Genomic DNA, 25,811 nt, shown 5'->3' with positions numbered 1-25,811 from the left:
AGTTAACCCTCTTCTTTAATCGGAATTGGTTTTTTCTTTTTGGTCCCTTTTTTGAATTTGAGCTTCATTAGACCATCTTTATACGTTGCCTCTGGATCAGCGTCTTTTTCTGCCACAGAAGGTACAGGAAGGCGGTAACAAAAGGCGCGTGATGCCTTGCGGTAATATTTTCTTTCTTTGGTCTCTTCTTGCTTTTTCCCCTCAATCACGATGTATCCATGATCTTGATAAACTTCGACTTCATCAGAAGAAAGTCCAGGAAGTGAGGCTTCAATATAGATCGCATCTCCTTCTTCATAGACACTCAGTCCAGATAAGTCAGACGCGGCAAAGTCCCACTCGCCTTCATCATCCAAGCTAAATGGTGTCCAAAAAGGTTTTGAAATGTCGTGTCTTCTATGCATGAAATGCCTCCCTAGCAAGAACTTGTAAGAGATGATTTTAATTGACAGTTGAACTTCTTGTCAAAATCGAAAATATGTTATGATGTCTAACATGCAATTAAAAGCCAAAAAATCAGCATCACTTTTAGAAGTTTTGGAGGAGCTGTTTCCCGATAGCTCGAAAACGACCCTGCGCAGTTGGATCAAAAATGGACGGATTGTGCGCGCGGGGCAGCTGCTTCGCTTCCCTCAGATCGCCATCTCGAAAGGGACTGAGCTTAGCTTTGAAGACAAAGTGAAACACACCTCCTTTGGCATCAAAATCCTCTATGAAGACAAAGACTTAGTCGTGGTTCAAAAGCCCGCAGGCCTTCTCAGCGTGGCAACCCATTTTGAAGACAAAGAAACAGTCCATGCGGCCTTAAAGGGGCGAGGTGTTGCCAAGCGGGTTCTCCCTGTGCATCGGCTTGATCGCGAAACTTCCGGTGTGATGGTCTTTGCTTATACAGAACGTGCCAAAGAAGGGTTGAAAAAGCAGTTTCACTTGCACACTATGGGACGGCAATACCTAGCTGTTTTAGAAGGATCGATCGAACAAAAGAAAGGCATGTGGAAAAGTCTGCTCAAAGAAGATGCAAGTTATTTCGTCTCTTCTCACCCAGAAGGCAAGGAAGCGATCACCCATTATAAAGTGATGCAACGTAAGGGTGATTATACCGCAGTTCAAGTCACCTTAGAAACTGGTCGAAAAAATCAAATTCGGGTCCATGCAAGCGAAGCGGGATTTCCCGTTGTGGGAGACATGAAATATGGCGCGACCAAAAACCCTCTTAGAAGACTGGGGCTTCATGCGTCATTACTGTCGTTTGTTCACCCAGTGACAAAGAAAAAGATGGAGTTTAAATCCCTTCCTCCGACAACATTTAATCGTTACTTCAAGAGGAATAAGTGAATCTATCCCACTATTTTGAAACCATGCTTTTCGTTCCTTTTTTCCCAAATCACAACAGCGGGACAGGTTCATGAAACATCTATTTCGAGATCGTTGGGATAAAAAAGTTGCCGGAGTCTGTGGTGGTTTAGGGCAATTTTTAAAAATCGATCCAACGATTATTCGTCTGATCCTCGTGATGGTTTGTATTTTCACAGGAGTTCTTCCTGTTTTAATCCTCTACATTGTGGCTTGGATGCTCATCCCTCTCGGTCCCCCGACTTACATCGATTTTGAATGTAAGAAGCTTTATCGTTCGGTCCGGGATCGAAAAATTTCAGGAATCTGCGGCGGGATTGCCGAAGCGCTGAGTATCGACCCCACCATCGTTCGTCTTGTTGTGTTATTTGCCCTTTTGATTACAGGGGTGGTTCCTGTTTTAGTGGGCTACATTGTTGGAACATTGATTATTCCCGAAAAACCCGATGACGTTAAGTGAGCTCAATCAAATTGTCTCTGCTTGCCGCAAGTGCCCACGCCTTGTTGAATATCGTGAAACCCTGCCAAAACGCTCTTCCTACAAAGATGAAGCCTATCTTCGTGAACCTGCCCCTGGTTATGGAGATCCCGAAGCCCGGCTGTTAATATTAGGACTTGCGCCATCAGCACATGGAGGCAACCGCACAGGGCGGATTTTTACCGGTGATGAATCTGCTCGATTTTTGATGAAAATGCTCTATAAAGCTGGTTTTGCCAATCAGCAGACATCTTTCTCTAAAGACGATGGACTCCAGCTCAAAGGGTGCTACATCACGGCCGCTGTCAAATGTGCTCCCCCTCAAAATCGCCCTCTCAAAGAAGAATGTGACAATTGCCTCCCCTATCTCAAACAAGAATTTGCTTTACTTCCCCATCTAAAGGCTGTTTTGGCCCTAGGAGAACTCGCCTATAAGGCTATATTTAACGTATTAAATAAAGAGAATTTGAATCTAAGTAAACAGCCGTTTAAACATGGAAATTTAGTAAGTTTTGATAAGATTGATTTATTCACTTCCTATCATCCGAGCCCACAAAATACTTATACTGGAAAGCTAACTGAAGAAATGTTTATTTCAGTCTTAAATCAAATTAAACATCACATTGATTTTTAATCGGTTGTTTTCTATACTATTTGCTGAAATTCAAAATTACGGGTAAGGAAAATGCAATCTAAAAAATTCTCACTCTCGAAATACTTTTTCATCTCAATTCTCCTCATAGGAATTGCTTTTGGTGGATATAAAGTTTACGACATGATGCGCGACAAAGCCTTGGCGTTTGACATCCATCACGTTGTGGGTAAAGGTCAGGGCATCGAGTCCTGGATCAAGTTCAATCCAAAAGAAGAGAAATTTTCGGTTCAGTTTCCAAAGAAACCCGAGCACATCACAAAAGACTTTCCGATTCCAAGAAGTGATGACACACTCCCCTACCATGAGTTTCAGTGCTGTGAAGGAGAAAGAGTGATTTCGGTCAGCTATACTGTTCTTCCACAAGATTGGCTCAAGTGGGGCTCAAAAATGGTTCTGAAAGGGGCCATGAAAGTCGTTGTCAACCAACTCAAAGGCGCTCACCTCGTTGGTCAAAGCACCAATACTTTTAAGTCTTTCCCATCGCTTGATTTTGAGCATTACATGGGAGATCAAGAGACGGCAGGCACGCTGATCCTCGTCGGAAATGTCCTCTACAAGGTTGAAATCTCCTACCCAGTACATGAGCGGGAGCAGGTGCACAACCAACTTGCGCAATTCATCGAATCCTTCAACCCAACGAATGGTTAAAGACCTGAAGACTTGCCATGGAGAGCACCAACCATGACGAGTCCGCCGCAAATTAGGATCAAATTTTTTAAAATATATTGACCTTCTAACGTTAGCCCGAAGGGAAAGACAGTGAAGCAATCTTCAGGGTTGGTAAAAAGAGGCATGAAAGTTCCTGGAAATTGAAGAAACAGAAGTAACAGTCCAATACGACGCAAGCGGGGAATAAAAAGGAATAGGCCTAGTAAACATTCCCAAAGCCCAAGCATAATGACGAACTCATGCGCAAAAATCCATTGCGTTGCTTTTTGGACCAGCTCTTCTACAGGACTGATTCCAAAGATTTTTAATAAACCATACCAAAAGTAGATGACCCCATAGACCCAAAAAAGTAGGTAAGGAGAAAAATCCCTAAGAGTTTTAGACAGTTTCATTTCAGCGTTTAGGTATTTTTTCCCTATTGTCATGAATTTCTCCTTCAGAATTTAGAATGTTCCTTTCTGCCACTTACCATAGGCGAATAATTTCGGAAAAAACTTTTTCCTAACAGCTTCAAGGATTAAGATACTGCAACCTGGCAGCACGCAAAATATCCAGTCTTGCCATGTTAAAAAAGTTGTCATGAAAGTTTGCTCTAAAACCGGAACATAGAGGATGAGTATCAGTAAACTTAATGCGATAAGACTCGAGATATTTAGCATCTTATTTTTAAAAAAGCTCAGTTGGAAAGCTGAGCGCTCATCAGATCGCATTTGCAACGCCATGAACCATTCATAAAGCACAATTGAGCAAAAAGTCATGCTGCGTGCATGAGTTAAATCACTTGAATTCAAAGAAAAATAGAAAATCAAAAAGGCGCCAATGCTTAAGGCTATTGAAAGATAGATGATCCGTAGCACCATGCCTGGAAAAATCATTCCTACCCCATAACCTCGTGGAGGATATATCAGTTCATCACCTTCTTTTGGCTCCATTCCGATTGGGATCGCGATCATAGAGCCCGTCACTAAATTGATCCACAAAATCTGAAGTGGCTCTAATGGTGAAACATGAAAGGTAAGAAAAGCGAGCAGAATAGTGATGACTTCGCCAAAACAAGTCGTTAACAAAAATGCGGTCACATGACGCAGGCGATTAAAGATCACACGTCCTTCTTCAACGCAGTCGACAATAGTCGCGAAATTATCATCTGTTAAAATGATATCAGAAGATTCCTTTGCCACATCTGTTCCAGTTATCCCCATAGAAATGCCAATATCTGCAGCTTCCAAGGCGGGAGCGTCATTGACACCATCTCCCGTCATTCCAACAAGTTGTTTTAAAGCCTTGCACGCATGAACGATACGGAGCTTATGTAACGGCTCGATGCGAGCAAAAATATGGGTCTTTCTAACCGTTTCTCTAAGAGCTTCATCACTCAATTCATCAAGTTGACGTCCTGTGACGACTCCATCAGAATTGAGATTAAGTTGCTTAGCAATTGCTTCAGCGGTCATGTGATTGTCGCCAGTGATCATTTTTACTGTAATCCCAGCTTGCTTGCACTTTTCAATTGCCAGCTTTGCTTCCTCTCTTGGTGGGTCGATCATTCCTAGAAATCCAGCAAATATGAGATCTTTTTTTGCAGTGTTTTCGTCAAATTTTTCCGAGGCTAGAGGTTTATAGGCTGTTGCCAACACTCGAAGTCCTCTTTGAGCCATTTCTTGCAAACTGTGATGAAAAGCGTCTTGATCGCTTTTAGATAATTTCTCGACTTCCCCGTTTTTCAAGAGATGGGTGCAAAATGTTAGGATCTTTTCAGGGGAGCCTTTCATGAGAAGACATTTTCCCTCTTTCATAGAATTCAGTGTCGCCATCCATTGAAGTTCGCTGCTAAAAGGGATTTCTTCCTCTCTAGGATTGCCTTCATCTAAACTAGTTTTATCTAGTTCTAAGTGATCAAATGCCTGCAAAATAGCAACCTCTGTTGGATCACCTAGGAGTGTGACTTGATCCCCGCTATGAACGTAGGCTGCATCATTACATAGGGCCCCTATTTTGAGCGCCATAAGCAAGTCTGGATCTTCCGTTCCTCGGAAAGTTGAATCATTTAGTTGAAATCTTTCTCTTTCTAGCGAAACTTTATGATTCAAGGTTGAAACCTCAACAAGGGTCATAAGGTTGAGAGTGAGTGTTCCGGTTTTATCAGAGCATATGACATTAGTTGCACCCAATGTTTCAACAGCAAGAAGCTTTCGAATAATGCCTTTCTTTTTAGACAGCCGGTGAACACCTGCAGCTAGGACAACTGTCACTGTTGCCGGAAGGCCTTCAGGAATTGCTGCAACGGCGATGGCGACGCAAAGGATAAATAGCTCAATCCAATCCATCTCAAGGTAGGTTCCGATTCCAAGAAAACCCAAGACAATTCCCATAATTACAACTAGCATCCAATGCCCTAATCTTTTCACACTTTCTTGAAGCGGTGTCAGTTGCTTGGGTGACTTTTGGAGTTGCTCTGCGATCTTTCCAAACTCAGTCATCATGCCAGTTGCACAAATCACTGCGAGTGCTTTTCCATGGGACACAACAGTGCCAGTATAAACCATGTTTTTTCGGTCGGCTAGCTGGGTTTCTCGAGGAATAGGATCAATGTTTTTCTCAATTGGTAAAGATTCTCCTGTCAAAGAAGCTTCGTTCACTTGAAAGTTGGAAACTTGTAGCAGTCGAGCATCTGCAGGAATACGATCTCCTGCTTCTAACACGACAAGATCACCTGGGACGCATTCTTGAGATGGAATCTTCTTCAAAGCTCCAGCTCTTTTAACTTTTGCTTGAGGAGAAGTTAAATTCTTGAGAGCTTTCATTGTTTTTTCGGCTTTAGCTTCTTGGAAAAAAGCAATGATTACCATGAAAAGGATTGTTAACAGGATCACCACTCCGTCCACAAGAGAAGCGAGAAAAAATTTCAACACAGCAGCGGCGAGTAGAATCCATATAAGAGGGTTAAAAAACTGACGAATGAAAATACGAACAAGCGAAAGGCGTTTTTTTTCTGTGATCTCGTTTGGCCCGTACTCTTCCAATCGCTTTTTGACTTCTTGATCACCCAATCCTTCGTCTTTTGAACATAAGTTATTCAAAACGTTTTGAATTTCTAGAGAATGCCAATCCATAAAATCAACTATGATTTATTATTATCAATAAAAGATAATCGTAATCTTGTCCATATCCCTGTATGCATGCAAACTGTACCTGAAGTTTTGTTGGTTGAGCTGTGACCTAGTCTTTCTCGGCACTGGCATTCAGCTTTTGATAAATCCCAATTCCAATGATGTAGAAAGTTGCTGTTAAGAGGACAGATACAGGATAGAGGAGTTTATTGACATCTTGCTTTGCAACTTCGATCGTGAGAACGAGCCCTTCGAGAGAAAGAGCAGAAGCAATGATGATTGCAAACTTGGTGAGAGTCTTGCGAGACTGTTTGGGATTATGGGCCCTTTCTCTTCTCAAAACTTCTTCAAGCATGAGGTATTTACCGACATCAATGACTGCCATGGCAAAAACGATCAGGCCAACTTCATCGAGAATTTTGTAAACGGTATACACTCCTGTATACATGTCGTGAATGATGCTCCAAACAGCTGAAATGAGAATACACAGCGCAACTAAATAAAGGACAATACAGCCTGAAATGTAGCCGAAGTTTGAAAGGTTGACGATGGTGTTTTCAGTTTCTTTTTTCATGAACCTTTCCCGCTATTGTAAAGAAATGGTTTTTGGACGGTTTTTTTTTCAAATTCTAGTGCCATTTCGACGGACATACTTGAGAAAGTAGGGTTAGAATTGGCACTAGAATTTGGGAAAAAAGAGACGAAAAACATAGTTTAAAATAGTGGGATAGGTTCATTAGTTTTGACATACGTGAAAGCCCAAGAAAAAGACAAGAAAAAAATTTTCAGTTAGAGCTTGTTTATTCTTCGTGTTCTTCGGGCAGGTTGTGGAATTCATGAGCGAGTTCAACTTGGCTGAGATTTTCTTGTAATTGAGGATGGATGGCATAAACTTGAGTGTTTCCCATCCGACCAGGAAGTTTGGTTTCATTGAGGTCCTCAAAGACAAAGTGATCTTTGACTTTATCATAGACTGGTTTTGAGATGATAATGGGCTTTTGCAGCCTTTTGGTGAGCCACTCGAGACGTGAAGCGACATTGACGGTGTCACCAATCGCGGTGTATTCCATCCGTCTTTCAGAACCGATATTTCCTAAAACGGCGAGTCCTGTATGGATTCCAATTCCCATCGACAGTTGATCGCGGCCTTCTTGGGCCCATTTTTCACAAAGCTTATTGAGGCGGAGTTGCATGTGAATGGCAGCTAAGACGGCATGGAGTTCTTGGAGTTTATCGTCAAGCGGAGCTCCAAACTCGACCATGAGTCCATCTCCGATGAATTTATCGAGTGTTCCTCCATAGTTAAAGATGACCTCGATCATTTCTTTGAAGTACTCATTGAGGAGTTTAAGCACTTCTTCTGGAGGGAGCTTTTCCGCAATGGTTGTGAATTGGCGGATGTCTGAAAAGAGGATAGTGACCTTTTTCCTTTCCCCTTCTAGGGTGATGGGTTTATCGAGTTTGAGTAGTTCTTCTAATGCATACTGGGAAACGTAACGTGCAAAACCCATTTTAAGACGTTCCCGTTCTTCGAGTCCCTTGGCCATTGTGTTGATGGCAATGGAAAGCTCGTTAAACTCATCGCGGGTATGTAGGGGTGAGCGGGAATTAAACTCCCCTTTTCCAATCTGCTTCACCGTATCACAAAGGACTGATAAGGAGGAGGAAACCAGCTTGGACAAGAAGTATGCGAAGACAATTCCGACAAAAATAGAGATGGCAAAGGCAATGAGTCCATAGAGGAGCAGTTTCTCGAGCTCCATGTAGATCTCTTTGGTACGGACATCAATTCCAAGTAGGCCTATTTCCTTTCCTTGGGCATCAAAGATGGGGGCATAACCCGTAATCCAAGTTCCCCAGGCATCGGAATAGATGTTTTTAGTCACATAGGCTTTTCTTGGATCGGGTGGAAGTTGGATACTAGCGGGAAAGGGATCCCCATACTCAGAAAGGAACCGTCTCCCCTCTTCTGCATCGATCACAAAGAAATAGCGATCAGAATCGGGAATTTTCCGAAGGATGTAAACGTATTGGACGTAGACATCGGTCCGACGGTTGAGGTTACGAATTTCGAATAGCTCACGCTTTAGATCTTGATACGCGGGCTGGTCTTTATTTCCTTTTGAATCGACAAAGGTTTGCAATTCACTGGGATCGATCAATTGAACCGTGTTTGAAACCAAAGAGAGGATTTTACTCCGAATCTCATTAAAAATCAGGCGGGAAGCCTCCCCATAAATGATGAAAAGAGCTAAGAGCGTGCTCATTAACCCTAAGGAAATGAAAGAGTAAAATAACTTTGTGCGGAACTTCATGATCTTCCCCTAATGGAGGCATTGACGTCTCACTGCCTCTTAAGTCACAACTTAATTCTTGAGGGGGTTTTTGATCAACGGGCACGTTGAAATAAATGTAGAACAAACTTAGAGTGGGGAATTTAGAGAAAATGAGGTACTGTATGCGTCTTCTCTTCTGTATGGCACTTTTGTTAGTGAGTGGGTGGGCCTATGGAGCAGACAAGCCTTTTGAGATGAGCTACCCATATCTTAACACCTTCGACTATTTTGGGCCGGGACAAATTGAGATTCAACAGGGAAAAGAAAATAAGTTCATCTTTAAGGCTCCGAAGCAGATCCGCGATATGTTTCAATTTAAGTATTCAGACGGAAGCCTATCGGTCTCTCCCAAAAGATTTCACGACCTCTCTGAAATCCCTGATGTTCCTCATGTGATTTTGATCGTCTCAAACTTACAAAAACTTGTTTTAGAAGGAGATAACTACGTCGATATCGACTATTTAAAAACAGATAATTTCATGGTGGATATCAAGCTCAATGGATCGACAGTTCTTGAAGGAACTGTTGAAGCCGAAAGGTTTGCCATCTCAATTGCTGGCAGCTCTCAGGCAACGATTCGCGGCGGTTCTCGCTTTCAGTCGGTTATGGTCAATGGTCCAGGCCTTTATGATGGAAAAGACTTTGAGACGATGAATACAAACGTTCGTTTGATTGGACCTAGCTCCTGCCTTGTAAATGTAAAAGATGAGTTATCGGTTTCAATTCAAGGCTATGGTCATGTCCATTATTATGGATCCCCTAAGATTCATAAATCAGTTAAAGGCGAAGGAGTTGTCTCTCCTTTGACAAAAGAGATCATCCAGCAGTTTGAGGAGAAAAAGTGAGCCAAAAATCTGAAGCACGCGCCCGATTAGAAAAAGAAGCTCAAGTCGAAAGGCAAAAGCTGCATGAAGGACGAATTATTACTCTTGCACAAGATCAAATTCAATATGAGGATGGGCAAGAAAAGACCTATGACATTGTTCTCCATCCAGGTGCCGTTGCCATGATTCCGATCAATGCCGAAGGGAAGATCATTTTAGTGAAGCAATGGCGTCGAGCTGCACGTCAAATTCTTTTGGAGCTTCCTGCTGGGATTTTGGAAGTGGAAGAAGATCCAATTGAATGTGCCCAAAGAGAGCTTCAGGAGGAAATTGGATTTGAAGCACGCGACATCTCATCTTTAGGTGGTTTTTTTACAGCCCCTGGTTTTTGCAATGAATACATTTATCTTTACTTGGCACAAGATTTACATCCCAATCCTCTTATTGGAGATGATTCGGAAGAAATCGATACTGTGGCTTTGACCCTTAAAGAAGCAATGGAAAAGATTGATCAAAGCGAGATTGTTGATGCAAAAACCATTGCAGGAATTTACCGCTATAATGGGATAGTTTCATGAAAAAGATTCTCATCATCGTGCTTGCTGCAATTGTCTGTTTAGTCGGGCTGCTTATTTTATTTCTTCCTTCGATGCTTTCTAGCAATGCGGGAAAAAATTTCCTGATTCATCGGATTCAGCAAAATACAAAGGCCACAGTTCAAATCAGTGATGTTTCTTTAAGTTGGACAAAGCCACAAAAAATAGAGGGGTTTCACTACGAGAAAAAGGGCGATGTTGTTTTCATTTTTGAATCTCTAACGCTTGACACTTCTTTTTGGAATCTCCTTTTTCGCAAAGGAAGCCTTGGTGAAACAACGCTTGTTAAACCCCAGTTAATTTTAGCAACCAATCACGCTCTATCCTCTCCTAACGTTTCAAATGGGTCTTCAAACAAGAAAAGAAAAAAAAAGAATCCCTCGGTTTGGAAAAATCTCAGTGGACAAGTCACACTTGAAGATGGCCTATTTGCAGTCCAAAAAGCAGGCAAGGATTTGATTCGCATCGATGATGTGGACTTTTTGCTTGGCATGTCTTCAAAGACGTTTCCGTTAACAGTGCAGGGATCTGGGAAAACTGTTTATAGCCAACGTTTGGGCAGCTTTCAGCTCAAAGGAACCGTTGAAAGCAAAGAACAAGTCATTGAGTTGGAAAGTGCTGAAGCGCTTCAAATCAGTGGAGAAGCCAACTTAAACAATTTCCCTGTTGCCACTCTTGATGCACTTTCTTCCCTAATGCATCCCGAAATGCAAGGAATTTTTTCCGAAGCTTTTGGGGACACATTAAATCTCGACCTTCTGTTTTCAAAAGCTGGAGAAGGACAAAACTTTTCAGGGCAGCTTCGTTCTCCTCTCATGATGGGAACGTTACTTGGCAGTTATCAAAAGGGACTGATTCAGCTCAGGGACTCTCTCAAACTCAATTGGACTCTTAGGCCTCGCCTCATCCAAGCTCTCGCTCCTGACTCTCCACTGGTTTTAATTGGCGACTGTCAGAGTGAAATAGAGATCACCCAGTTAAGCCTTCTTTTTAAGAATATGAAACTTTATCCGCGCATGATGGCAGTCGCTGGACAAATCAAAATGCAGCAAGGTGCATTTGCTCTTGCAACATCGCGCGATTCTCTCCTTCTGGACTCCCTGGACTTGTCTTTTAATACGACCAATTTAGGAGAACTTTTTCACTCAGCACTGAATACTTCGTATCGCTTTAGCTCCTTTCCCCAATCAAAGGTGCAGGCCACTTCTAGTTTAAAAGATCTCTTTTCTCAAAAGGACTGGATCACAAAGTTTGCCTTGCTCGATCTCAATGTGCGTAATATGCCCACGGCTCTAGTGGATCGTCTCATTTCAGAGGAAGAAAATCTGCAAAAGTGGATTGGATCTAATTTTGATCTCTCCCTAAAACGATTTGATCAAGGAGGAGAAAAGCAAGTCTTGATTAGCGGAAACTCCCCCCTTTTTAACCTCTCAACAAGCCAGTTTACCTCAGAAAGCGCTCTCGTTTTAAAAAGTCCCACGAGTTTTACGTATCAAGTGACCCCATCTGTTTTTGAGCAGCTTGCTTATCCTATGATGCTCAGTGGAGAGCTGCAAAATTTAACCCTTTCGATCGGCCGCTGGAAAGAAGCCGCATTAGAAATGCAACTTAAAAGCCAAGACGTTCAGTTTTCGAACTTTTTTGGGCTTGGTGGTCTGCAACTTCCAGAGCTGGACATGCAACTCAACGGAAAAGTCGATCAGCAGTTAGAGTTTCAGGGGAAAACTCAACTCGATTTTGCTGCGCAAACTTGGGGGCAGACTCTTTTTGGGCAAGATGTTGCTGTGAATGCCTCTGGCAATCTCCGCATGAAAAAAGAGTTGGAAATTTCTCCCTTAAACGTGACCTTTGACTCGGCCAAGTTCAAATCCACACTCGACGGATCACTAGCTTCTGGAGCTCTAACTATACGAAATCCCATTGACATCACGTTTTTGCTTCAACCAAATGAGGTCAATCCGATTCTTTCTAAGCAAGGAAAACTTCCTCTCTTAGCAGAAAGTACAACGGCAAATATCCAAGTTCAACCTGGCACCTTTTCCATAAGTCAAGACGCGGTGAGTGGTTTAGATCTCAAAATTGCTGGCAATATTCCCACCCTTAAAATGATGGAGCGAAAAACAAAAACTCCCTTTTCCTTTGAGACTGTCGATTTGAATTATGAACTCAATGGAAGAAGAAAAACGAGTCGTATGCAGCTTGATGCTCAGGCCCTTTTAGAAAGCGTACCGTCAGGGAGCCTCTCTCTTCTCGTTGTTGATGACAAAGGAGCTTTCAACCCTTTAAAAGATCCATCCCAAACGCAACTGACATTAAATCAACTTTCAACTCAGATTGTCGATGCCTTTTTGAGTATGAATGCAACACTGCCTCCAATGATTGGAGATTGGGTAAATTTAAAACTTGATGTCTCCAAACAAGGTGAAGACCGAGAGCTCGATGCCGATATCAAAAGTCCCTATTTGTCACTGAAGGGTGCCTTTCAAGCAGACGATAAGCTTAGGTTGAAAAATAATCGTAGTCCTTTAAAAATTGATTGGAATCTATCAGAAGAAGGCGCACTTGCTTACAAAAGGTGGAAGAATCCGACTCATGCTTCAAAGCCCCCTGCTTTTGTGATTAAGGACCGAGCCGACCTCAAGTTTAGTGTCTCACCTCTTGAACTTCCATTGCAGTCGAATGGCGAACTTTTTCCCAATATCGACCTGAATCTCTATCATGCCATTTTTGATGCCGATTTGCGCATTGACTCATTGGTGTTCGAGCAACAAAAAACAAAAGAAGTGACGCAACTTGAGCGTTTGGATTTATCTGTCGATAAAAAGCAAGCCCCAGGGCCACTTACTTTTAAAATGCAGGGAAATGTGAGTCCTGAAGGAAGCAGACAAAGTGGACAAATCCGAGGAGAAGGAACGCTTGATGACTTTCTCACTCCGCAAGGAAAGGTCGATTTAGAAGATGTCACGGCTTCAATTCATTCCCAAATCCAACGTCTTCCCACTGTTTTTCTCGATGCCTTATCGAACATCAATGATCCCTCTGGGGTTCCTCCTTCTGCAGTTCTAGGTGATATTGTGAATGCTACTTTTGATGCAGAGCTTATCAAAGAAAATGGGAAACTCACCTTTGATGTCGATGGGACGAATTGTCGGGCAAAAATGGAAGGAACTGTTGCAAATGGCTACCTTTATCTCAATGAGCCGCTTCAAGCAGCAATGACAATTTCTCCCAAGATGAATGAAATTTTGGCTAAAAGTGCCAAAATTGTTGTGGCATCTCTGAAAAACCCCATCGCACTTTATGTCAGTGAAAAAGGGTTTTCTGTTCCGATCAAAGATTTAGCTCTCAAATCGACTAACCTTTCCTATGGCATGATCGACTTTGGTCAGATCACTTGCCGCAACACCGGAAGTGCTTCTGATATTAGTGGGATCTTCAAAATGGAAGGAAACCAAAATCTCATTTCTCTTTGGTTTGCCCCAATGGAATTTAACATCAAGAGTGGACTCATGTACGTCGATCGGACAGAGATTCTTTACAACCGAGCTTATCAGGTTGCCTTGTGGGGAGACATTAACTTTGTCGGCCGCTATGTCGATATGATCCTGGGGCTAACAGCGCAAAGCTTAAGAGCAGCATTAGGGATTAGTGGGCTTGACCCAAGCTATGTGCTGCAAGTTCCGGTTAAAGGTCCTTTTGGCAATGTTCAAATCGACAAAGGCACCGCAACTAGTCGAATCGCTTTGCTCATTGCACGGAAACAGGTTGCTCCACGAGCGGGTGTTTGGGGTCAAGTCTTTGGTGCCATTGGAGGCATGGCCGACGATCAATCAAATGTGCCTTCACCGAAACCTCCGTTTCCATGGCAAAATATCTTGAACCTCCACGAAAAAACTACGACAGAACAAGATCTCAAAGACCTGTATAAAAAAAAGGCGAAATCTTACCGAAAAGAAGTGACGAAATACTTAGAACCTTAAGTTTTGTATTGATAGGCAATTTGTTGAATGATGTTGGCATAAGAGAAAAATTGACAATACGTTCTGCTATCTGTGAAGGGTAAAGCACTCTTATCTAAAAAAGACACACGGTAGCGACTTAAATAGCCTTCCAACCTTTCCCTTTGATACTTAAACCCAGAGTCAAAAAACAGGCTTCCATCAATTTCAACGTTATTCTGTTGATGTAATGCTGAAGCTTCTGTAAAAACCGCAACTTCATAACTCATTTTCTTGTCCTTCATTTTAGAATCGATGGAATACATCCGTGATAAAACAAAATGATCAGAGATAAAATGGCGATAAAAAACGTAATGACGCGCTTTAGTTGCCAATTTTTTGGAAATCAAAGTCGTTGTTCCCCCAAAACTATAGACATGAATATCCACTTTAAGATGAGAGATTTCTTTTAACGCAATTTCCACGATTCGAGTCCCCTCGCCAGCAGCGAAGATAACGAAACGGTGAGGCTCTCCCCTTCTACTTCGATTGGTATTTTGAATATTCTGAACAAGGTCCTTTACTGCTCGACTAACAAGCTTCTCTTGCTCTTGAGGAAAGTGGTTTTTTTTTGCATTCGCAGATAAAATTAAGTCCTTTCCGAAGGCATCCGATATCAAACGTCTACAATTAGCAGAGTGGTTGAATTTTGAAGTGAAGTCATCACAAAAAAAGATCGTGTATGTGCGCGCCTGATACGCCGTTGTTGCAGCGATTTGTAACCTCCATTTTGTTGCATGATTAAAGCTTCGCTTCATCATTTTTAAGGAGGAATTTATAGCAGCACAAATCTATTTAAGCAATTGTGACATCACTACAGCTATAGACATCTTGAATGGCATTCAAGATGTCTATACCTTCGTTCATTGGCTTTTGGAAAGCTTTCCGTCCTGAGATGAGACCAAGACCTCCAGCCCGTTTGTTGACAACAGCTGTCATCACAGCCTGCTGCAAGTCATTTTCTCCAGAAGCGCCGCCTGAATTGATCAGCCCGATGCGTCCCATGTAACTATTAGCAACTTGGTAACGGGTCAAATCAATTGGATGATCCGAGCAAAGTTCGGTATACATCTTTTCGGTCTGCTTTCCAAATTTGAGAGCTTTAAAGCCACCATTACATTCGGGAAGCTTTTGCTTCACGATATCTGCTTGAATGGTCGAGCCTAAATGGTTTGCTTGGCCAGTGAGGTCTGCTGCAGTGTGGTAGTCTTTATCGCTCGTTTTGAAGGCGTTGTTGCGCAGGTAACACCATAGGATTGTCACCATTCCCATTTCGTGAGCCACTTCAAAAGCATGAGCCACTTCGATGATTTGACGACGACTTTCTGGGGATCCAAAGTAGATTGTTGCTCCGACACCACGACATCCCATGTCGTAGGCTTGCTTGATCGATCCAAACAGCACCTGGTCGTAAGTGTTAGGGTAAGAAAGAAGTTCGTTATGGTTAAATTTTAAAATGAAAGGAATCTTATGAGCGTATTTGCGCGACACACTCCCAAGGACTCCTAAAGTGGTGGCGACGGCGTTGCAGCCTCCTTCAATCGCGAGTTTGACAATGTTTTCGGGATCGAAATATGCGGGGTTGGGAGCAAAAGAAGCTCCAGCAGTGTGCTCAATCCCCTGGTCGACAGGGAGTATGGAAACATAGCCTGTTCCCCCAAGACGTCCGTGATTAATGATTTCCTGCATATTCTGCATCACGCGAATGTGCCGGTCTGACTGAGCAAAAATCCGGTCAGCCCAATCTGGGCCTGGGAGGTGAAGTTGATCTTTAGAAATAGTTTGGCATTTGTGGCCAAGTAAATGCTCGGCTTGGTCACCTAAAAGTTTCTGAATCTTGCTATAGCTCATGAGATCTTTCCTCTAGTCATAATTTTAAACTCCATTATCACAATTTTTTCTAAAAAATCAACGATCGTGAAGTGCTCTTTGACAAAATATCAATTTCATCTTAAATTCATAGGCATTAAGTGTGCACTTTTATTACAGGAGAGAAGTTCCGATACTTCATGACGTCTAGATTTATCATCCGAAAGGTATTACTTCTCGCATTGTCCTTATTTTTAGTGGCTTCCTTCACCTTCTTTTTGATGCAAGCCGCTCCTGGAGATCCATTTCTCCAAGAGCAAGCGATTCCTGAAGAAATCATGAAAAGCATGTACAAGCATTATGGACTTGACCAACCTTGGTATGTCCAATATGTGCGTTATCTAAAGGGGCTCGTGACCTGGAACCTTGGACCTTCCTTCAAATATGAAGGGCGGACTGTGAATGACATCATTCAGGAGGGATTTCCTGTCTCATTTATTTTGGGTGTAGAAGCGATTTTTATCAGTATTTTTTCAGGGATTTTACTTGGAACATTTGCTGCAATTCGGCGCGGACGTTGGCAAGACCATCTTTGTATGATTTTGGCAGTAATTGGAATTTCTGTTCCTAACTTTATCATGGCGACCTTCCTTCAGTTTATCTTTGCCATGAAACTCGATATTCTCCCTGTTGCTCGTTGGGGCTCGTTTGCCCACTCGATTCTTCCCGCTCTCTCATTGGCGGCATTGCCGACGGCCTTCATTGCCCGCTTAACCAGGGCCAACATGGTCGAGGTTCTAGAGCAAGATTATGTTCAGACAGCCCGTTCCAAAGGGCTCTCGGAAATGCGTGTTGTTTTCAAACATGTTTTAAAAAATAGTTTGTTGCCTGTGATTACCTATATTGGCCCTTTAACAAGTGCCATTATCACAGGTAGCTTTATTGTAGAGCGAATTTTTGGAATTCCTGGTTTGGGAGGTTGGTTTGTGACGAGTATCACAAATCGGGATTATACTGTGATCATGGGAGTCACGATCTTTTACAGTGCAATTTTGATGGTGAGTGTTTTTCTCGTCGATGTCATCTATAAAATCATTGATCCTAGGATTCAAATCGATGAAAGGAGGGCTTAATGAGAGAAGCTGAGATTATAGCTTCTCCTTCTCTTCATGCAGAAGAGCTTCCCTATGAGGAAGGAGTGTCTTATTGGCGTGATGCCTGGCGTCGTCTGTGTCAAAATAAACCTGCCATGGTGGGGCTTTGTCTTCTTGCTGTTTTGATTCTTGGAGCGATTTTTATCCCCTATTTGAGCCCTCACACTTACTATGAGACTCACCTTCATTTAAAAAACCAAGCCCCTGGTAGTGATTTTTGGTTTGGGAGTGATGAACTTGGTCGCGACCTCTTCACTCGGATTTGGTGGGGTGCTCGGATCTCCCTTTTCGTGGGTATTGTCGCAGCGATCATCGACATGTTTATTGGGGTGTTTTACGGAGCCATTGCTGGAATGCTTGGAGGCAAAATTGAAGATCTCATGATGCGCTTATCAGACATTCTCTACTCCCTTCCCCACCTTCTCATTGTGATTCTGTTGATGGTAATCATGAAGCCCGGAGTTTTCACGATTATCATTGCCCTAACCTTGACCGGTTGGATCAATATGGCCCGGATTGTCCGTGGGCAAATTCTGCAAATCAAGCAAAACGATTTTGTCATGGCAGCTCATATGCTTGGAGCCAAGAGGCGCCGGATCCTCCTACGCCATTTAATTCCCAATTCGATTGGAACGATCATCACAACTATGACACTGACTATCCCTGCAGCAATCTTTTCCGAAGCTTTTTTGAGTTTTCTTGGACTTGGAGTTCAAGCGCCCATTGCAAGTTGGGGAACCATGGCAAGTGATGGACTGTCGGCGCTCCGTTATTATCCATGGCGTCTTTTCTTTCCTGCGTGCTTTATTAGTATTACCATGCTCGCTTTCAACATGGTTGGAGACGGAGTGCGAGACGCCTTTGATCCGAGGTTACGCCAATGAGTACCCTACTTCAAGTTAAAGATCTCCACACGACCCTTTCGTCTCATAGCAAAAAAATTCGAGCTGTCAGAGGAGTCTCTTTCGAACTCAACCCCGGCGAAACGCTTGGAATTGTCGGCGAGTCTGGTTGCGGAAAATCAATTATGGCGAAATCTATCACAGGCTTGCTTCCTCGACACACAGCAACAATTGACGCGGGCGAAATCCTCTATAAGGAACAAGATCTTCTTCAATTGTCTGAAAAGAAGATGCGCTCTGTACGGGGAAAAGAAATCAGTATGATCTTTCAAGACCCGATGACATCCCTCAATCCTACGATGAAAATAGGCAAGCAAATTGCCGAAGGATATCGTCTCCATCACCCAAAAGCGACACAAGAAGAAGTTTACACACGCGTCATGGAGCTTCTTAAACAAGTTGGAATTCCTCAACCCGAAGCCCGCTACAATCAATATCCACATGAACTTAGTGGTGGAATGAGACAGCGGGTCATGATTGCAATTGCCATGATTGCAAAACCGCATATTCTCATTGCAGATGAACCGACAACAGCACTTGATGTGACCATTCAAGCTCAAATACTCGAGCTGCTCAAATCGATTCAGAACAAAGAAAACATGAGCATCATCCTCATCACTCATGATTTTAGTATTGTTTCAAACTTTTGCGATCGAGTTCTTGTGATGTATGCTGGAGAAATCATCGAACATGCGACAGTCGACCAACTGTTCAAATCGCCGAAGCATCCGTATACTCGTCGCCTTTTGCATTCGATACCTCGACTCGACACTCCCATGGGAAAAGCTCTTTACTCAATTCACGGTTCTCCACCCGATCTGGCTGTTGTTTCACCTGGGTGCAGCTTTGCTAAGCGCTGCCCTCACGCTGAAACCCGTTGCCAAATTCAAAAGCCCGCCTGTTTTCCCATAGAAGAAGGGCACTGCGCTAGCTGCTGGCTCTACGTCGAAGGAGAAAAAGATGTCTGACACTCCACTCATTGAAATTCGAAACCTTGTGAAAACCTTCCGCGTCAAGGGGCAACTTTTACGTGCAGTTGATGATGTTTCACTCAAAATCTTTCCGCAAGAAACTTTGGGGCTTGTTGGAGAATCTGGGTGCGGAAAAACGGCACTTGCTCGCGTGCTCATGCGACTGTATGAAGCGACAGGAGGAGAAATTCTGTTCGAAGGAAAGAGTTTTGTCAAATACTCTCCTAGACAAATCCGAGAGCTTCGACAAGAGATGCAGTACATTTTTCAAGATCCTTATGCCTCGCTCAATCCGCGCATGACAACTGGAGAAATTATCGCCGAGCCACTCAAGATTTACAAAGTGGGCACACGCGTTCAGCGCGAGCAGCGGGTTAGAGAACTTCTTAGTCTTGTTGGTCTTCGTCCTGAAAGTCTTTCTCGCTTTCCTCACGAATTTAGTGGCGGACAACGTCAAAGGATAGGCATTGCCCGCGCTCTTGCTCTCAATCCTCGCTTCATTGTTTGTGATGAGCCCATTGCAGCTCTTGATGTCTCCATTCAAGCGCAGATCATCAATTTACTGAAGCAGCTCCAAGAAGATATGGGGCTCACCTATCTTTTCATTTCTCATGATTTAGCTCTCGTCAAATACCTTTCGACTCGTGTGGCAGTGATGTACCTTGGCAAACTCATGGAACTTGCTCCAAGCGTAGAGCTCTACAAAAATCCCCTTCATCCTTACACCCAGGCTCTTCTCAGTGCCATCCCTATTCCCGACCCTGAGGTGGAACGGAAGCGCTCACGCATTTTTCTTACTGGAGATGTGCCAAGCCCTATCAATCCCCCCAAAGGGTGCGTCTTTTGCACGCGTTGTCCTAAGGCTCAGCCTATTTGTCATGAAAAACCTCCGCTTTGGAAAGAGGTTTCTCCTGGCCATCAGGTTGCCTGCCATTTCATAGAAGAATAAAATTTTTAATATTTTGACTTTAAAGCATTTGCTGCGTATTCTTTTTTCCGATTTATACTGAAGGAAGAGTGTGGAGATACAAAAATCAATTTTAACCATTACGGGCTATCTGCAAACGCCGTTTGAGATATTTTGTGCAGATCTCTATGAGCCGATTGAACCTGGAAATTACACTCAATTTTTTTTGAAAGTGCTTAATCTAGCACTTGCAGTGATTTGTTATCCTGTTTTTGGCGCAGCATATTTGATTGGGAGAGTCACAGAACTGCTCATTGCTCAAACAGTCGAAGAAGGGCCTATGCGCGAGGAAGCAACTTCGAGCTCTATCAAGGCTCACGCTGGAAATTTCACTAAGATCCAACAGACGACTAATGCCCTTTTAAAATCGAGAACACCCCATAAAGTTGGCGTTGTTGCTTTTCCTAAAAAAGAAGTCTTAAAAGTGATTAAAGAGGCATACCTGCAGCGTTATCAGCCTGAAAACCTTCCTTCTGATGTGAAAGTTCTCAAAGCGGGCAATCACTTTTGTTTCTTTTACGATGAGACTCCTGATGTTGTGTATAAAACTTCAGACTTCAACCTTTCTCAAGAAGAAGCAGAGGCATATGTAGACCAAGCTGAGCGAGCGAGATTGCTTTGTGAAGACGATAACCTTTTCCTGCTTTTTGTTCCCAAATCTCGCGCAGTTAAGCTTGCTGATAATGAGTACATTATTGTCCAAGAAAAGGCCAATACCAACGCCCATTTTTACAACCAATGAGGCATCTTTCGTAGATTGCTTCAATCTCCTGCTTCAAAAGCCTATATGAAAGAATTGCACTGTCAACTTGCCATCTTTATTGCGAAATTCAAGTTTTCAGATGTGAAGTACAACAATTACCCTATAACTGAAGAAGGATACGCTGCCTTATTTGATTTAGATGAAAAAGAAGCCGTTAAAGGTTTTTTATCGGGCTGTGCTGATGCAGAAGACGGTCTTTTAAGTGATCTTCCCCCTGAGATGCAACGGGAAGCAGTTGACGCAGCAAAACCTTATCTCACAGCTTCTGAACTTGCCCAAATTGAAGAGAAAATGGAAGCGAAAAAGGCTTTCAAAAAAGCGCTGGGAAAAAGTGCACGACTACTATCAATATGCACAAAAACAAGAAATCAAGACTCCAGAGCAAAAGATTTCAATCAAAGCAGAGCAACTGCTTGACCTCTCTGCTGCAGAAAGGAGTCTAGCCTTGGCATTGATTGAAAAGATCAATGAAAATAACGCTGAGCATAAAGACTGGGTGTCACTTAGAATGGCCCGTTTAAACTTTGTTTGTACTAATGAAGGCAGTGTTTATAAAGATCATTCTCATTTGTTCCGCTCAGGCATGCCTCAAGCCCTCGAGCGCGTGGCGAAACATTTGAAAGAAATTGGGGCAATCTTTTCCTATAAATTGACCGGTAAAGATGATTATTTGAAGGTGTACAGTTGACGATGCCAATTCGCTACAGTATCCGCATTCTTCTCTTAAATCAGGCAAATGAGCTTTTGCTGATGTGTGCTGATGACCCGAGCACTACAAATATTGAGGGGAAACCTTCAGGTAAATATTGGTTCACAATTGGGGGCGAAATTGAAGAGGGAGAATCTCTTGAAGAGGCAGCCAAACGAGAACTCTTTGAAGAAACAGGACTGAGTCCAGAAGCGGTCACTTTTGGGCCCATTGTATGGCAGGAGATTTCCATCTAATCCTCTACGGGAAAAAGACTCACCTCAAGCAAAAATTCATTGTTGCACGTACTAAAGAAACGACTGTGACTCTGAATCATCTCACCGAAGAAGAAAAGTCGATTATTCAAAAACTCGAATGGTTTTCTTTAGAAAAAATGCGTCAAAGCCAAGAGGTCATATACCCTATTGATTTGCCTGTTTATCTACCTGAAATTATTGCAGGAAACTACCCTACAGAATCTATTGAAATCGATCTAGCTAAGGAGTCGTCGCTCAAGAGGGATGGGGCTTAGAAAATAACCCCAGAAGTGTTCGCGCACTTAAAGATCCCTATTTTAGAGTCCTGTAATAGACGTTTATTTAATACTAAAACCACATCGAACCATCTTTGCTCCAAGTGCTAATCCCACGGGAAAACTTAATTTTTTCATAGATTCAGGATGCTGAGCTATAGATAAAGCTATCCATGGCATCTGATCTTCTTTTAGCTTATCTACTTTTTCGCACGTATCAGGAAGAGTCAGCTCAGTGATTTTAAGTTCTCCCTCCTCTATCATTTTTTTAAAGCTTTTACCTTTTGGTAAAGGGAGGGCCAGCTCATAAAAGCGAGCATGTACAGCCGGCAGGGCCTCTTCACCTATTTGACTCTTTAGAGTCGCATAATCCGTGTGGAGCTTTTTAATTGTGGTTTCGGATAAGTTTTTAACATCTTCTTCTTTCTGTGGAATACTAAAGGAAAGGAAGTTGGTTACAAGAGTTTTAACCAGTTCACCTGCTGCATTAAAAAGAAAAAGAGAAACAGCTGCAGAATAATCCAAGTTCACAATTATGCGACCTGACAGGGCTGACATAAGAGCTGTCGAGAGGCCAAGAAACACCATACTTAAAAGCAACTTTTGAGTCACGATATCGTCAGTTTTGGCAACGATGTGTCCCAGTTGAACGCTTAGGCCGTTGGTTAAACTGGTGACAATGCCTTCCATTGGAGTTAAAGGGGTAAAACGAGAAGCGACTAGGCCTGAAGCTGCATATACACCCGCTCTACAGGCAAACTCAAGTAGACTTTGATCTTGGAAAGACTTTTGTTTAGAATTCAGTTGAATTGACATGATCTCCCTCAATTTTTTCACCATGGGCAAAATAGTGTAGCATCATGTACGGAAAAAAAAACAATTTTTTCAGTGTTGTTCAGACAGTCACTTTAAATTTAATATTTCATGTTTCTGAGACACTAGCTGTCTTTTTGAAGGGAGAATGGGGCGCCGAAAAACAAAGCCAGACTGGGCAAGTTGCATTCTTTAAGATCCTTTCGACAACTCCTCCATAACCTTTAGCAGCGCCTCCTTTTGTCATTGTCGTTCCCATGACAAGAAGATCGAAGTGCTCTTTCTCGACAAGATCGGTGATGGCAATATCAACAGCACGTGCATTGATCACTTTTAGATCGATCTGAATATTGAATTCTCGTCCAATTGCTTCTGCCCGCTTTAAGATCGATTCAGCGACTATGGTACGATGATAAAGAGGGGTTTCCAGCGGCAAGGAGAAGGGAACTTCGATGACATGAAGGGCAGTGATTTTTGCACCATGAATTTTTGCGATTTCACAAGCCATTTGTACCGTTTCAGTTTCTCGCCCACCTCGCGTTGGAACTAAGATGTTTTGATATTTGCTTGCTTGATAATCGGGAATTTTGATTTTTTCGACTTCAACTTTTCCCATCGCGCTTAAATCTTGTTTCTTGCGGTAGAAGAAATACATCAGAAGGCCAATCGTTAACCATGCAATACCTAAGTAACGGCCGTCAGGTTTGGTGACAACAACGAGAACCCAAGTCGAAAAAGTCGCAAGCCCTCCTAAAACGCCTGTAATGGGAAGGTCGAATTTTTTGAATCGAATATTAAATGGAGCGCGGAAAGGACGTTTGTACTCAGGTTTGCGAATTCGTAAGATGATCAGAGAGAGATGTGTCATAAAAAAGGCTAACATTGCGCCAAAGTTGTAAAGGTCGGCCAAGAAAGTCAAGCGACCGCGACTTGCAATCACAATGCAAATCGCTAACACTGCAAAAATCGCGAGAGAAACGTAAGGAGACTTGTATCGTGGATGTAGCCGGTAGACATAACGTGGAACCTGGTAGTTTTCACCCAAATTAAACGACAAACGTGAGGCTCCAATGAGTCCGGCATTCGAAGCCACATATAAGATAATCGCGGCAAGCAAGCCAACCCAACCTCCTAAAAGCTTACTTCCAAAAGGAAGAACACTCACAATTCCTGCTACAGGATCTTCAAGATACTTTGTACTGAGAGTTTGAGGATCAACGGCAGAGAGGGCAACTAATGAGATCCCGATGTAGACAAAGAGTAGCATTCCCATGGCAAGCATCATTGCTTTGGGAACTGTTTTAGCCGGAGATTTTGCTTCTCCGCTGAGTTGAGCCATCGACTCAATTCCCGTATAGGCAACCATCGCCATTGCGGTTCCTTTCCAAAAGTTGTCCCACGAAGGTGACCAGATAGGATCTTTGATCCCAATACGAAGGTGCTCGAAAAGATCGGGGATTTTTACAAGCCATATTGCCCCAATAACAATGATAATTAGCTGGGTACACAACGTGAGAGTTGTCAAAAACCAACTCATCCGGGCAGACCCCTTCGCTCCCCTATAATTAATGATAAAAAGCGAAATGATAAGTACGACTGTGAGCCCAATTTTGTATTCTGGCTGCTTCAAAGGTGTGATGAAAAACGAGAGATAGGGACCAATCGAGTACGAGGAAATGGCGATGGTCACAATAAAGTCTAGAAGGAGTGCCCAACCGGCAACGAATGAAATCAAGTCATTAAAAGCATGCCTTGCATATGTCGCAGAGCCTCCTGTTTCTTTTAACATCGACGAAAGTTCTGCATACGATAAAGCAGTACAGGCAAAAACCAGACCTGCTAATGCAAGTGAAATAGGGGCTGCTCCTAAGGAAAACATTGCAGTGATTCCAAGGGCATAATAAATTGATGACCCTAGATCTCCATAACCAACAGCAAATAAGTCACCGACATTGAGAACTCGTTTAAACGAACCCTTATCGATTTGCGTACGTGATTCTCTAGGTTTTTTACTATCCATGCATCATTATCCAGTACAATCCCAAATGATGACCTATGAACGCTTATCTGAGATTTTTCTTTTTCCCGAGTTTCCAAGACACAATTTATCCCTACTTTCATCAAGTATGCGGTAAATTGAGTCTTGAAAACCTGAAAAAAATCGAAAATCCATCTAAACGTCTCTAAGCCATCACATGGGTTTTAAATCCAGATATGCGCATTGGATTAATAAAAATCAAGAAACACTAAGAACTTCTTTGGGAAGTTGGAAGAAAACGTTTTCTTCGGTGTACTCGACTTCTTCTGTTTCTGTTACACCCAAAGAATAGAGATGTTCAATGCAATTTTGTACAACGGATTCAGGAGTTGATGCTCCGGCTGTTAGACCAATTGCTGAAACGCCTTCTAGCCAACTTGGATCGATTTCCTCAGGAGAGTTGATTAAATGACCTGGAATTCCACGAATCCGTGCCACTTCGCAAAGGCGATTAGAGTTAGAACTTGTCGGATCCCCAACAACTAGGACGAGATCGACTGTATTGGTGATTTCTCGTAAGGCAAGTTGCCTGTTTGTTGTGGCGTAGCAAATGGATGAGCTAGGAAGCGTTTCGACATGTGGATACTTTTGCGTGAGCGCTTCTGTGATTTCTTTGACATCGTCTAAGCTCAACGTTGTCTGAGTGACGTAGAAGAGTTTTTGATCAGGTGGAAAATTGAGTTTTTCGACATCTTCGACCGATTCGATCACAGTCGTTTGATCAGGAGCTTCACCAGCTGTTCCAATCACTTCCACGTGCTTGCGGTGCCCAATAAGGAGGATTTGGTACCCTTTTTCAGCAAATCGTTTGGCTGCGGAATGCACGCGGATGACAAGACCACATGAGGCATCAATTTCAATCAGTTTCCGTTTCTTTGCATGCTCTCGCACTGCGGGAGAGATGCCATGCGCTGAGTAAATGATGCGCTCACCTTCAGGGACTTCATCCAGATCTTCGATAAATATCGCCCCTTTTTTTTCCAAATCTTCGACCACATGCCGGTTATGGACGATTTGATGTTTCACATAAATGGGGGCACCCCAAAGCTCAAGGGCTTTTTCAACAGTTTCAATTGCACGGACCACACCTGCGCAAAAACCTCGAGGTTTAGATAGTAGAAGCTTCATGAGTTAATACCTATGTTCAAAGCAACA

Annotated in this window: 26 protein-coding genes; 16 read left to right on the top strand and 10 right to left on the bottom strand. The window is 42.8% G+C overall.

What is annotated here, in order from left to right:
* Positions 1–2: 2 nt before the first annotated feature.
* Positions 3–404 carry an Hsp20/alpha crystallin family protein gene (locus ACOOFG_RS06080; RefSeq protein WP_420420585.1) on the bottom strand — a complete coding sequence of 134 codons (402 nt, stop codon included), beginning with the start codon at positions 402–404 and terminating at the stop codon, positions 3–5.
* 91 nt (positions 405–495) lie between these two features.
* On the opposite strand from ACOOFG_RS06080, the gene ACOOFG_RS06075 reads away from it, so the two are divergent.
* The 4 genes from ACOOFG_RS06075 (at position 496) to ACOOFG_RS06060 (ending at position 3,134) form a co-directional block, all read left to right on the top strand.
* Positions 496–1,335 (top strand): RluA family pseudouridine synthase, encoded by an 840-nt coding sequence (locus tag ACOOFG_RS06075; RefSeq protein ID WP_420420584.1) that lies wholly within the window; start codon positions 496–498, stop codon positions 1,333–1,335.
* A gap of 70 nt (positions 1,336–1,405) precedes the next feature.
* Positions 1,406–1,813, top strand: coding sequence for a PspC domain-containing protein (locus ACOOFG_RS06070; protein ID WP_420420583.1), 408 nt, complete (start codon positions 1,406–1,408; stop codon positions 1,811–1,813).
* Complete coding sequence (locus ACOOFG_RS06065; protein WP_420420582.1) at positions 1,800–2,465, top strand: uracil-DNA glycosylase; 666 nt, start codon at positions 1,800–1,802, stop codon at positions 2,463–2,465. Before ACOOFG_RS06070 ends, ACOOFG_RS06065 begins: the two co-directional genes overlap by 14 nt.
* Positions 2,466–2,516: 51 nt before the next feature.
* Positions 2,517–3,134, top strand: coding sequence for a hypothetical protein (locus ACOOFG_RS06060; protein WP_420420581.1), 618 nt, complete (start codon positions 2,517–2,519; stop codon positions 3,132–3,134).
* Here ACOOFG_RS06060 and ACOOFG_RS06055 read toward each other — a convergent pair.
* The 4 genes from ACOOFG_RS06055 to ACOOFG_RS06040 all read right to left on the bottom strand — a co-directional run bounded on the left by ACOOFG_RS06055 (position 3,131) and on the right by ACOOFG_RS06040 (position 8,580).
* Positions 3,131–3,580 carry a hypothetical protein gene (locus ACOOFG_RS06055; protein ID WP_420420580.1) on the bottom strand — a complete coding sequence of 150 codons (450 nt, stop codon included), beginning with the start codon at positions 3,578–3,580 and terminating at the stop codon, positions 3,131–3,133. The two genes, ACOOFG_RS06060 and ACOOFG_RS06055, sit on opposite strands and share 4 nt — an antisense overlap.
* Positions 3,581–3,598: 18 nt before the next feature.
* A complete protein-coding gene (locus tag ACOOFG_RS06050) occupies positions 3,599–6,268 on the bottom strand; it encodes a cation-translocating P-type ATPase (protein WP_420420579.1) in 2,670 nt (889 codons plus the stop codon).
* 106 nt (positions 6,269–6,374) lie between these two features.
* Positions 6,375–6,839 (bottom strand): general glycosylation pathway protein, encoded by a 465-nt coding sequence (locus ACOOFG_RS06045; RefSeq protein ID WP_420420578.1) that lies wholly within the window; start codon positions 6,837–6,839, stop codon positions 6,375–6,377.
* Between the two features lie 226 nt (positions 6,840–7,065).
* Positions 7,066–8,580, bottom strand: coding sequence for an adenylate/guanylate cyclase domain-containing protein (locus ACOOFG_RS06040; protein WP_420420577.1), 1,515 nt, complete (start codon positions 8,578–8,580; stop codon positions 7,066–7,068).
* A gap of 143 nt (positions 8,581–8,723) precedes the next feature.
* Here ACOOFG_RS06040 and ACOOFG_RS06035 point away from each other — a divergent pair, with 143 nt between their 5' ends.
* Genes ACOOFG_RS06035 through ACOOFG_RS06025 form a run of 3 tightly spaced genes read left to right on the top strand, consistent with a single transcriptional unit; the run spans position 8,724 to position 14,001 of the window.
* Complete coding sequence (locus ACOOFG_RS06035) at positions 8,724–9,446, top strand: GIN domain-containing protein (RefSeq protein ID WP_420420576.1); 723 nt, start codon at positions 8,724–8,726, stop codon at positions 9,444–9,446.
* On the top strand, positions 9,443–10,003 hold the full coding sequence (locus tag ACOOFG_RS06030; RefSeq protein WP_420420575.1) for an NUDIX hydrolase: 561 nt from the start codon (positions 9,443–9,445) through the stop codon (positions 10,001–10,003). The genes ACOOFG_RS06035 and ACOOFG_RS06030 overlap by 4 nt, the downstream gene beginning before the upstream one ends.
* The gene (locus ACOOFG_RS06025; protein ID WP_420420574.1) at positions 10,000–14,001 is read left to right on the top strand and encodes a hypothetical protein; all 4,002 of its coding nucleotides are present in this window, start codon (positions 10,000–10,002) and stop codon (positions 13,999–14,001) included. Before ACOOFG_RS06030 ends, ACOOFG_RS06025 begins: the two co-directional genes overlap by 4 nt.
* Here the strand turns inward: ACOOFG_RS06025 and ACOOFG_RS06020 are convergent.
* The gene (locus ACOOFG_RS06020) at positions 13,998–14,444 is read right to left on the bottom strand and encodes a hypothetical protein (RefSeq protein ID WP_420420573.1); all 447 of its coding nucleotides are present in this window, start codon (positions 14,442–14,444) and stop codon (positions 13,998–14,000) included. The two genes, ACOOFG_RS06025 and ACOOFG_RS06020, sit on opposite strands and share 4 nt — an antisense overlap.
* A 370-nt stretch (positions 14,445–14,814) precedes the next feature.
* Positions 14,815–15,870 (bottom strand): class I fructose-bisphosphate aldolase, encoded by a 1,056-nt coding sequence (locus ACOOFG_RS06015; RefSeq protein ID WP_420420572.1) that lies wholly within the window; start codon positions 15,868–15,870, stop codon positions 14,815–14,817.
* 158 nt (positions 15,871–16,028) lie between these two features.
* Between ACOOFG_RS06015 and ACOOFG_RS06010 the strand changes: the two genes are divergently transcribed.
* The 9 genes from ACOOFG_RS06010 (at position 16,029) to ACOOFG_RS05970 (ending at position 21,805) form a co-directional block, all read left to right on the top strand.
* Positions 16,029–16,961, top strand: a complete 933-nt coding sequence (locus tag ACOOFG_RS06010) for an ABC transporter permease (RefSeq protein ID WP_420420571.1) — start codon at positions 16,029–16,031, stop codon at positions 16,959–16,961.
* Positions 16,961–17,866: an ABC transporter permease gene (locus ACOOFG_RS06005; protein ID WP_420420570.1), complete on the top strand. Its 906-nt coding sequence runs from the start codon at positions 16,961–16,963 to the stop codon at positions 17,864–17,866. Before ACOOFG_RS06010 ends, ACOOFG_RS06005 begins: the two co-directional genes overlap by 1 nt.
* Positions 17,863–18,852, top strand: coding sequence for an ABC transporter ATP-binding protein (locus ACOOFG_RS06000; RefSeq protein WP_420420569.1), 990 nt, complete (start codon positions 17,863–17,865; stop codon positions 18,850–18,852). The genes ACOOFG_RS06005 and ACOOFG_RS06000 overlap by 4 nt, the downstream gene beginning before the upstream one ends.
* Positions 18,845–19,804 (top strand): ABC transporter ATP-binding protein, encoded by a 960-nt coding sequence (locus ACOOFG_RS05995; RefSeq protein ID WP_420420568.1) that lies wholly within the window; start codon positions 18,845–18,847, stop codon positions 19,802–19,804. Before ACOOFG_RS06000 ends, ACOOFG_RS05995 begins: the two co-directional genes overlap by 8 nt.
* Before the next feature lie 70 nt (positions 19,805–19,874).
* Positions 19,875–20,564, top strand: coding sequence for a hypothetical protein (locus ACOOFG_RS05990; protein WP_420420567.1), 690 nt, complete (start codon positions 19,875–19,877; stop codon positions 20,562–20,564).
* 15 nt (positions 20,565–20,579) lie between these two features.
* The gene (locus ACOOFG_RS05985; protein WP_420420566.1) at positions 20,580–21,002 is read left to right on the top strand and encodes a hypothetical protein; all 423 of its coding nucleotides are present in this window, start codon (positions 20,580–20,582) and stop codon (positions 21,000–21,002) included.
* Entirely contained in the window at positions 20,917–21,273 is a 357-nt protein-coding gene (locus ACOOFG_RS05980) for a hypothetical protein (RefSeq protein WP_420420565.1), read from the top strand. Before ACOOFG_RS05985 ends, ACOOFG_RS05980 begins: the two co-directional genes overlap by 86 nt.
* Before the next feature lie 2 nt (positions 21,274–21,275).
* Positions 21,276–21,530: an NUDIX domain-containing protein gene (locus ACOOFG_RS05975; protein WP_420420564.1), complete on the top strand. Its 255-nt coding sequence runs from the start codon at positions 21,276–21,278 to the stop codon at positions 21,528–21,530.
* Positions 21,509–21,805, top strand: a complete 297-nt coding sequence (locus tag ACOOFG_RS05970) for a hypothetical protein (RefSeq protein ID WP_420420563.1) — start codon at positions 21,509–21,511, stop codon at positions 21,803–21,805. The genes ACOOFG_RS05975 and ACOOFG_RS05970 overlap by 22 nt, the downstream gene beginning before the upstream one ends.
* A gap of 63 nt (positions 21,806–21,868) precedes the next feature.
* Here the strand turns inward: ACOOFG_RS05970 and ACOOFG_RS05965 are convergent, their stop codons facing one another.
* From ACOOFG_RS05965 to ispH, 3 genes are all read right to left on the bottom strand, one after another.
* Positions 21,869–22,621: a hypothetical protein gene (locus ACOOFG_RS05965; protein ID WP_420420562.1), complete on the bottom strand. Its 753-nt coding sequence runs from the start codon at positions 22,619–22,621 to the stop codon at positions 21,869–21,871.
* A 106-nt stretch (positions 22,622–22,727) separates the two neighbouring features.
* Positions 22,728–24,638, bottom strand: a complete 1,911-nt coding sequence (locus ACOOFG_RS05960) for an amino acid permease (protein WP_420420561.1) — start codon at positions 24,636–24,638, stop codon at positions 22,728–22,730.
* A 216-nt stretch (positions 24,639–24,854) separates the two neighbouring features.
* A complete protein-coding gene (ispH, locus tag ACOOFG_RS05955; protein WP_420420560.1) occupies positions 24,855–25,784 on the bottom strand; it encodes a 4-hydroxy-3-methylbut-2-enyl diphosphate reductase in 930 nt (309 codons plus the stop codon).
* Positions 25,785–25,811: the final 27 nt, after the last annotated feature.

It is taken from the genome of Simkania sp., from assembly GCF_965215465.1.
Lineage (GTDB): Bacteria > Chlamydiota > Chlamydiia > Chlamydiales > Simkaniaceae > Simkania.
Note: the sequence above shows the minus strand (reverse complement) of the source record. Positions and strands in the feature narration are given on the sequence as shown.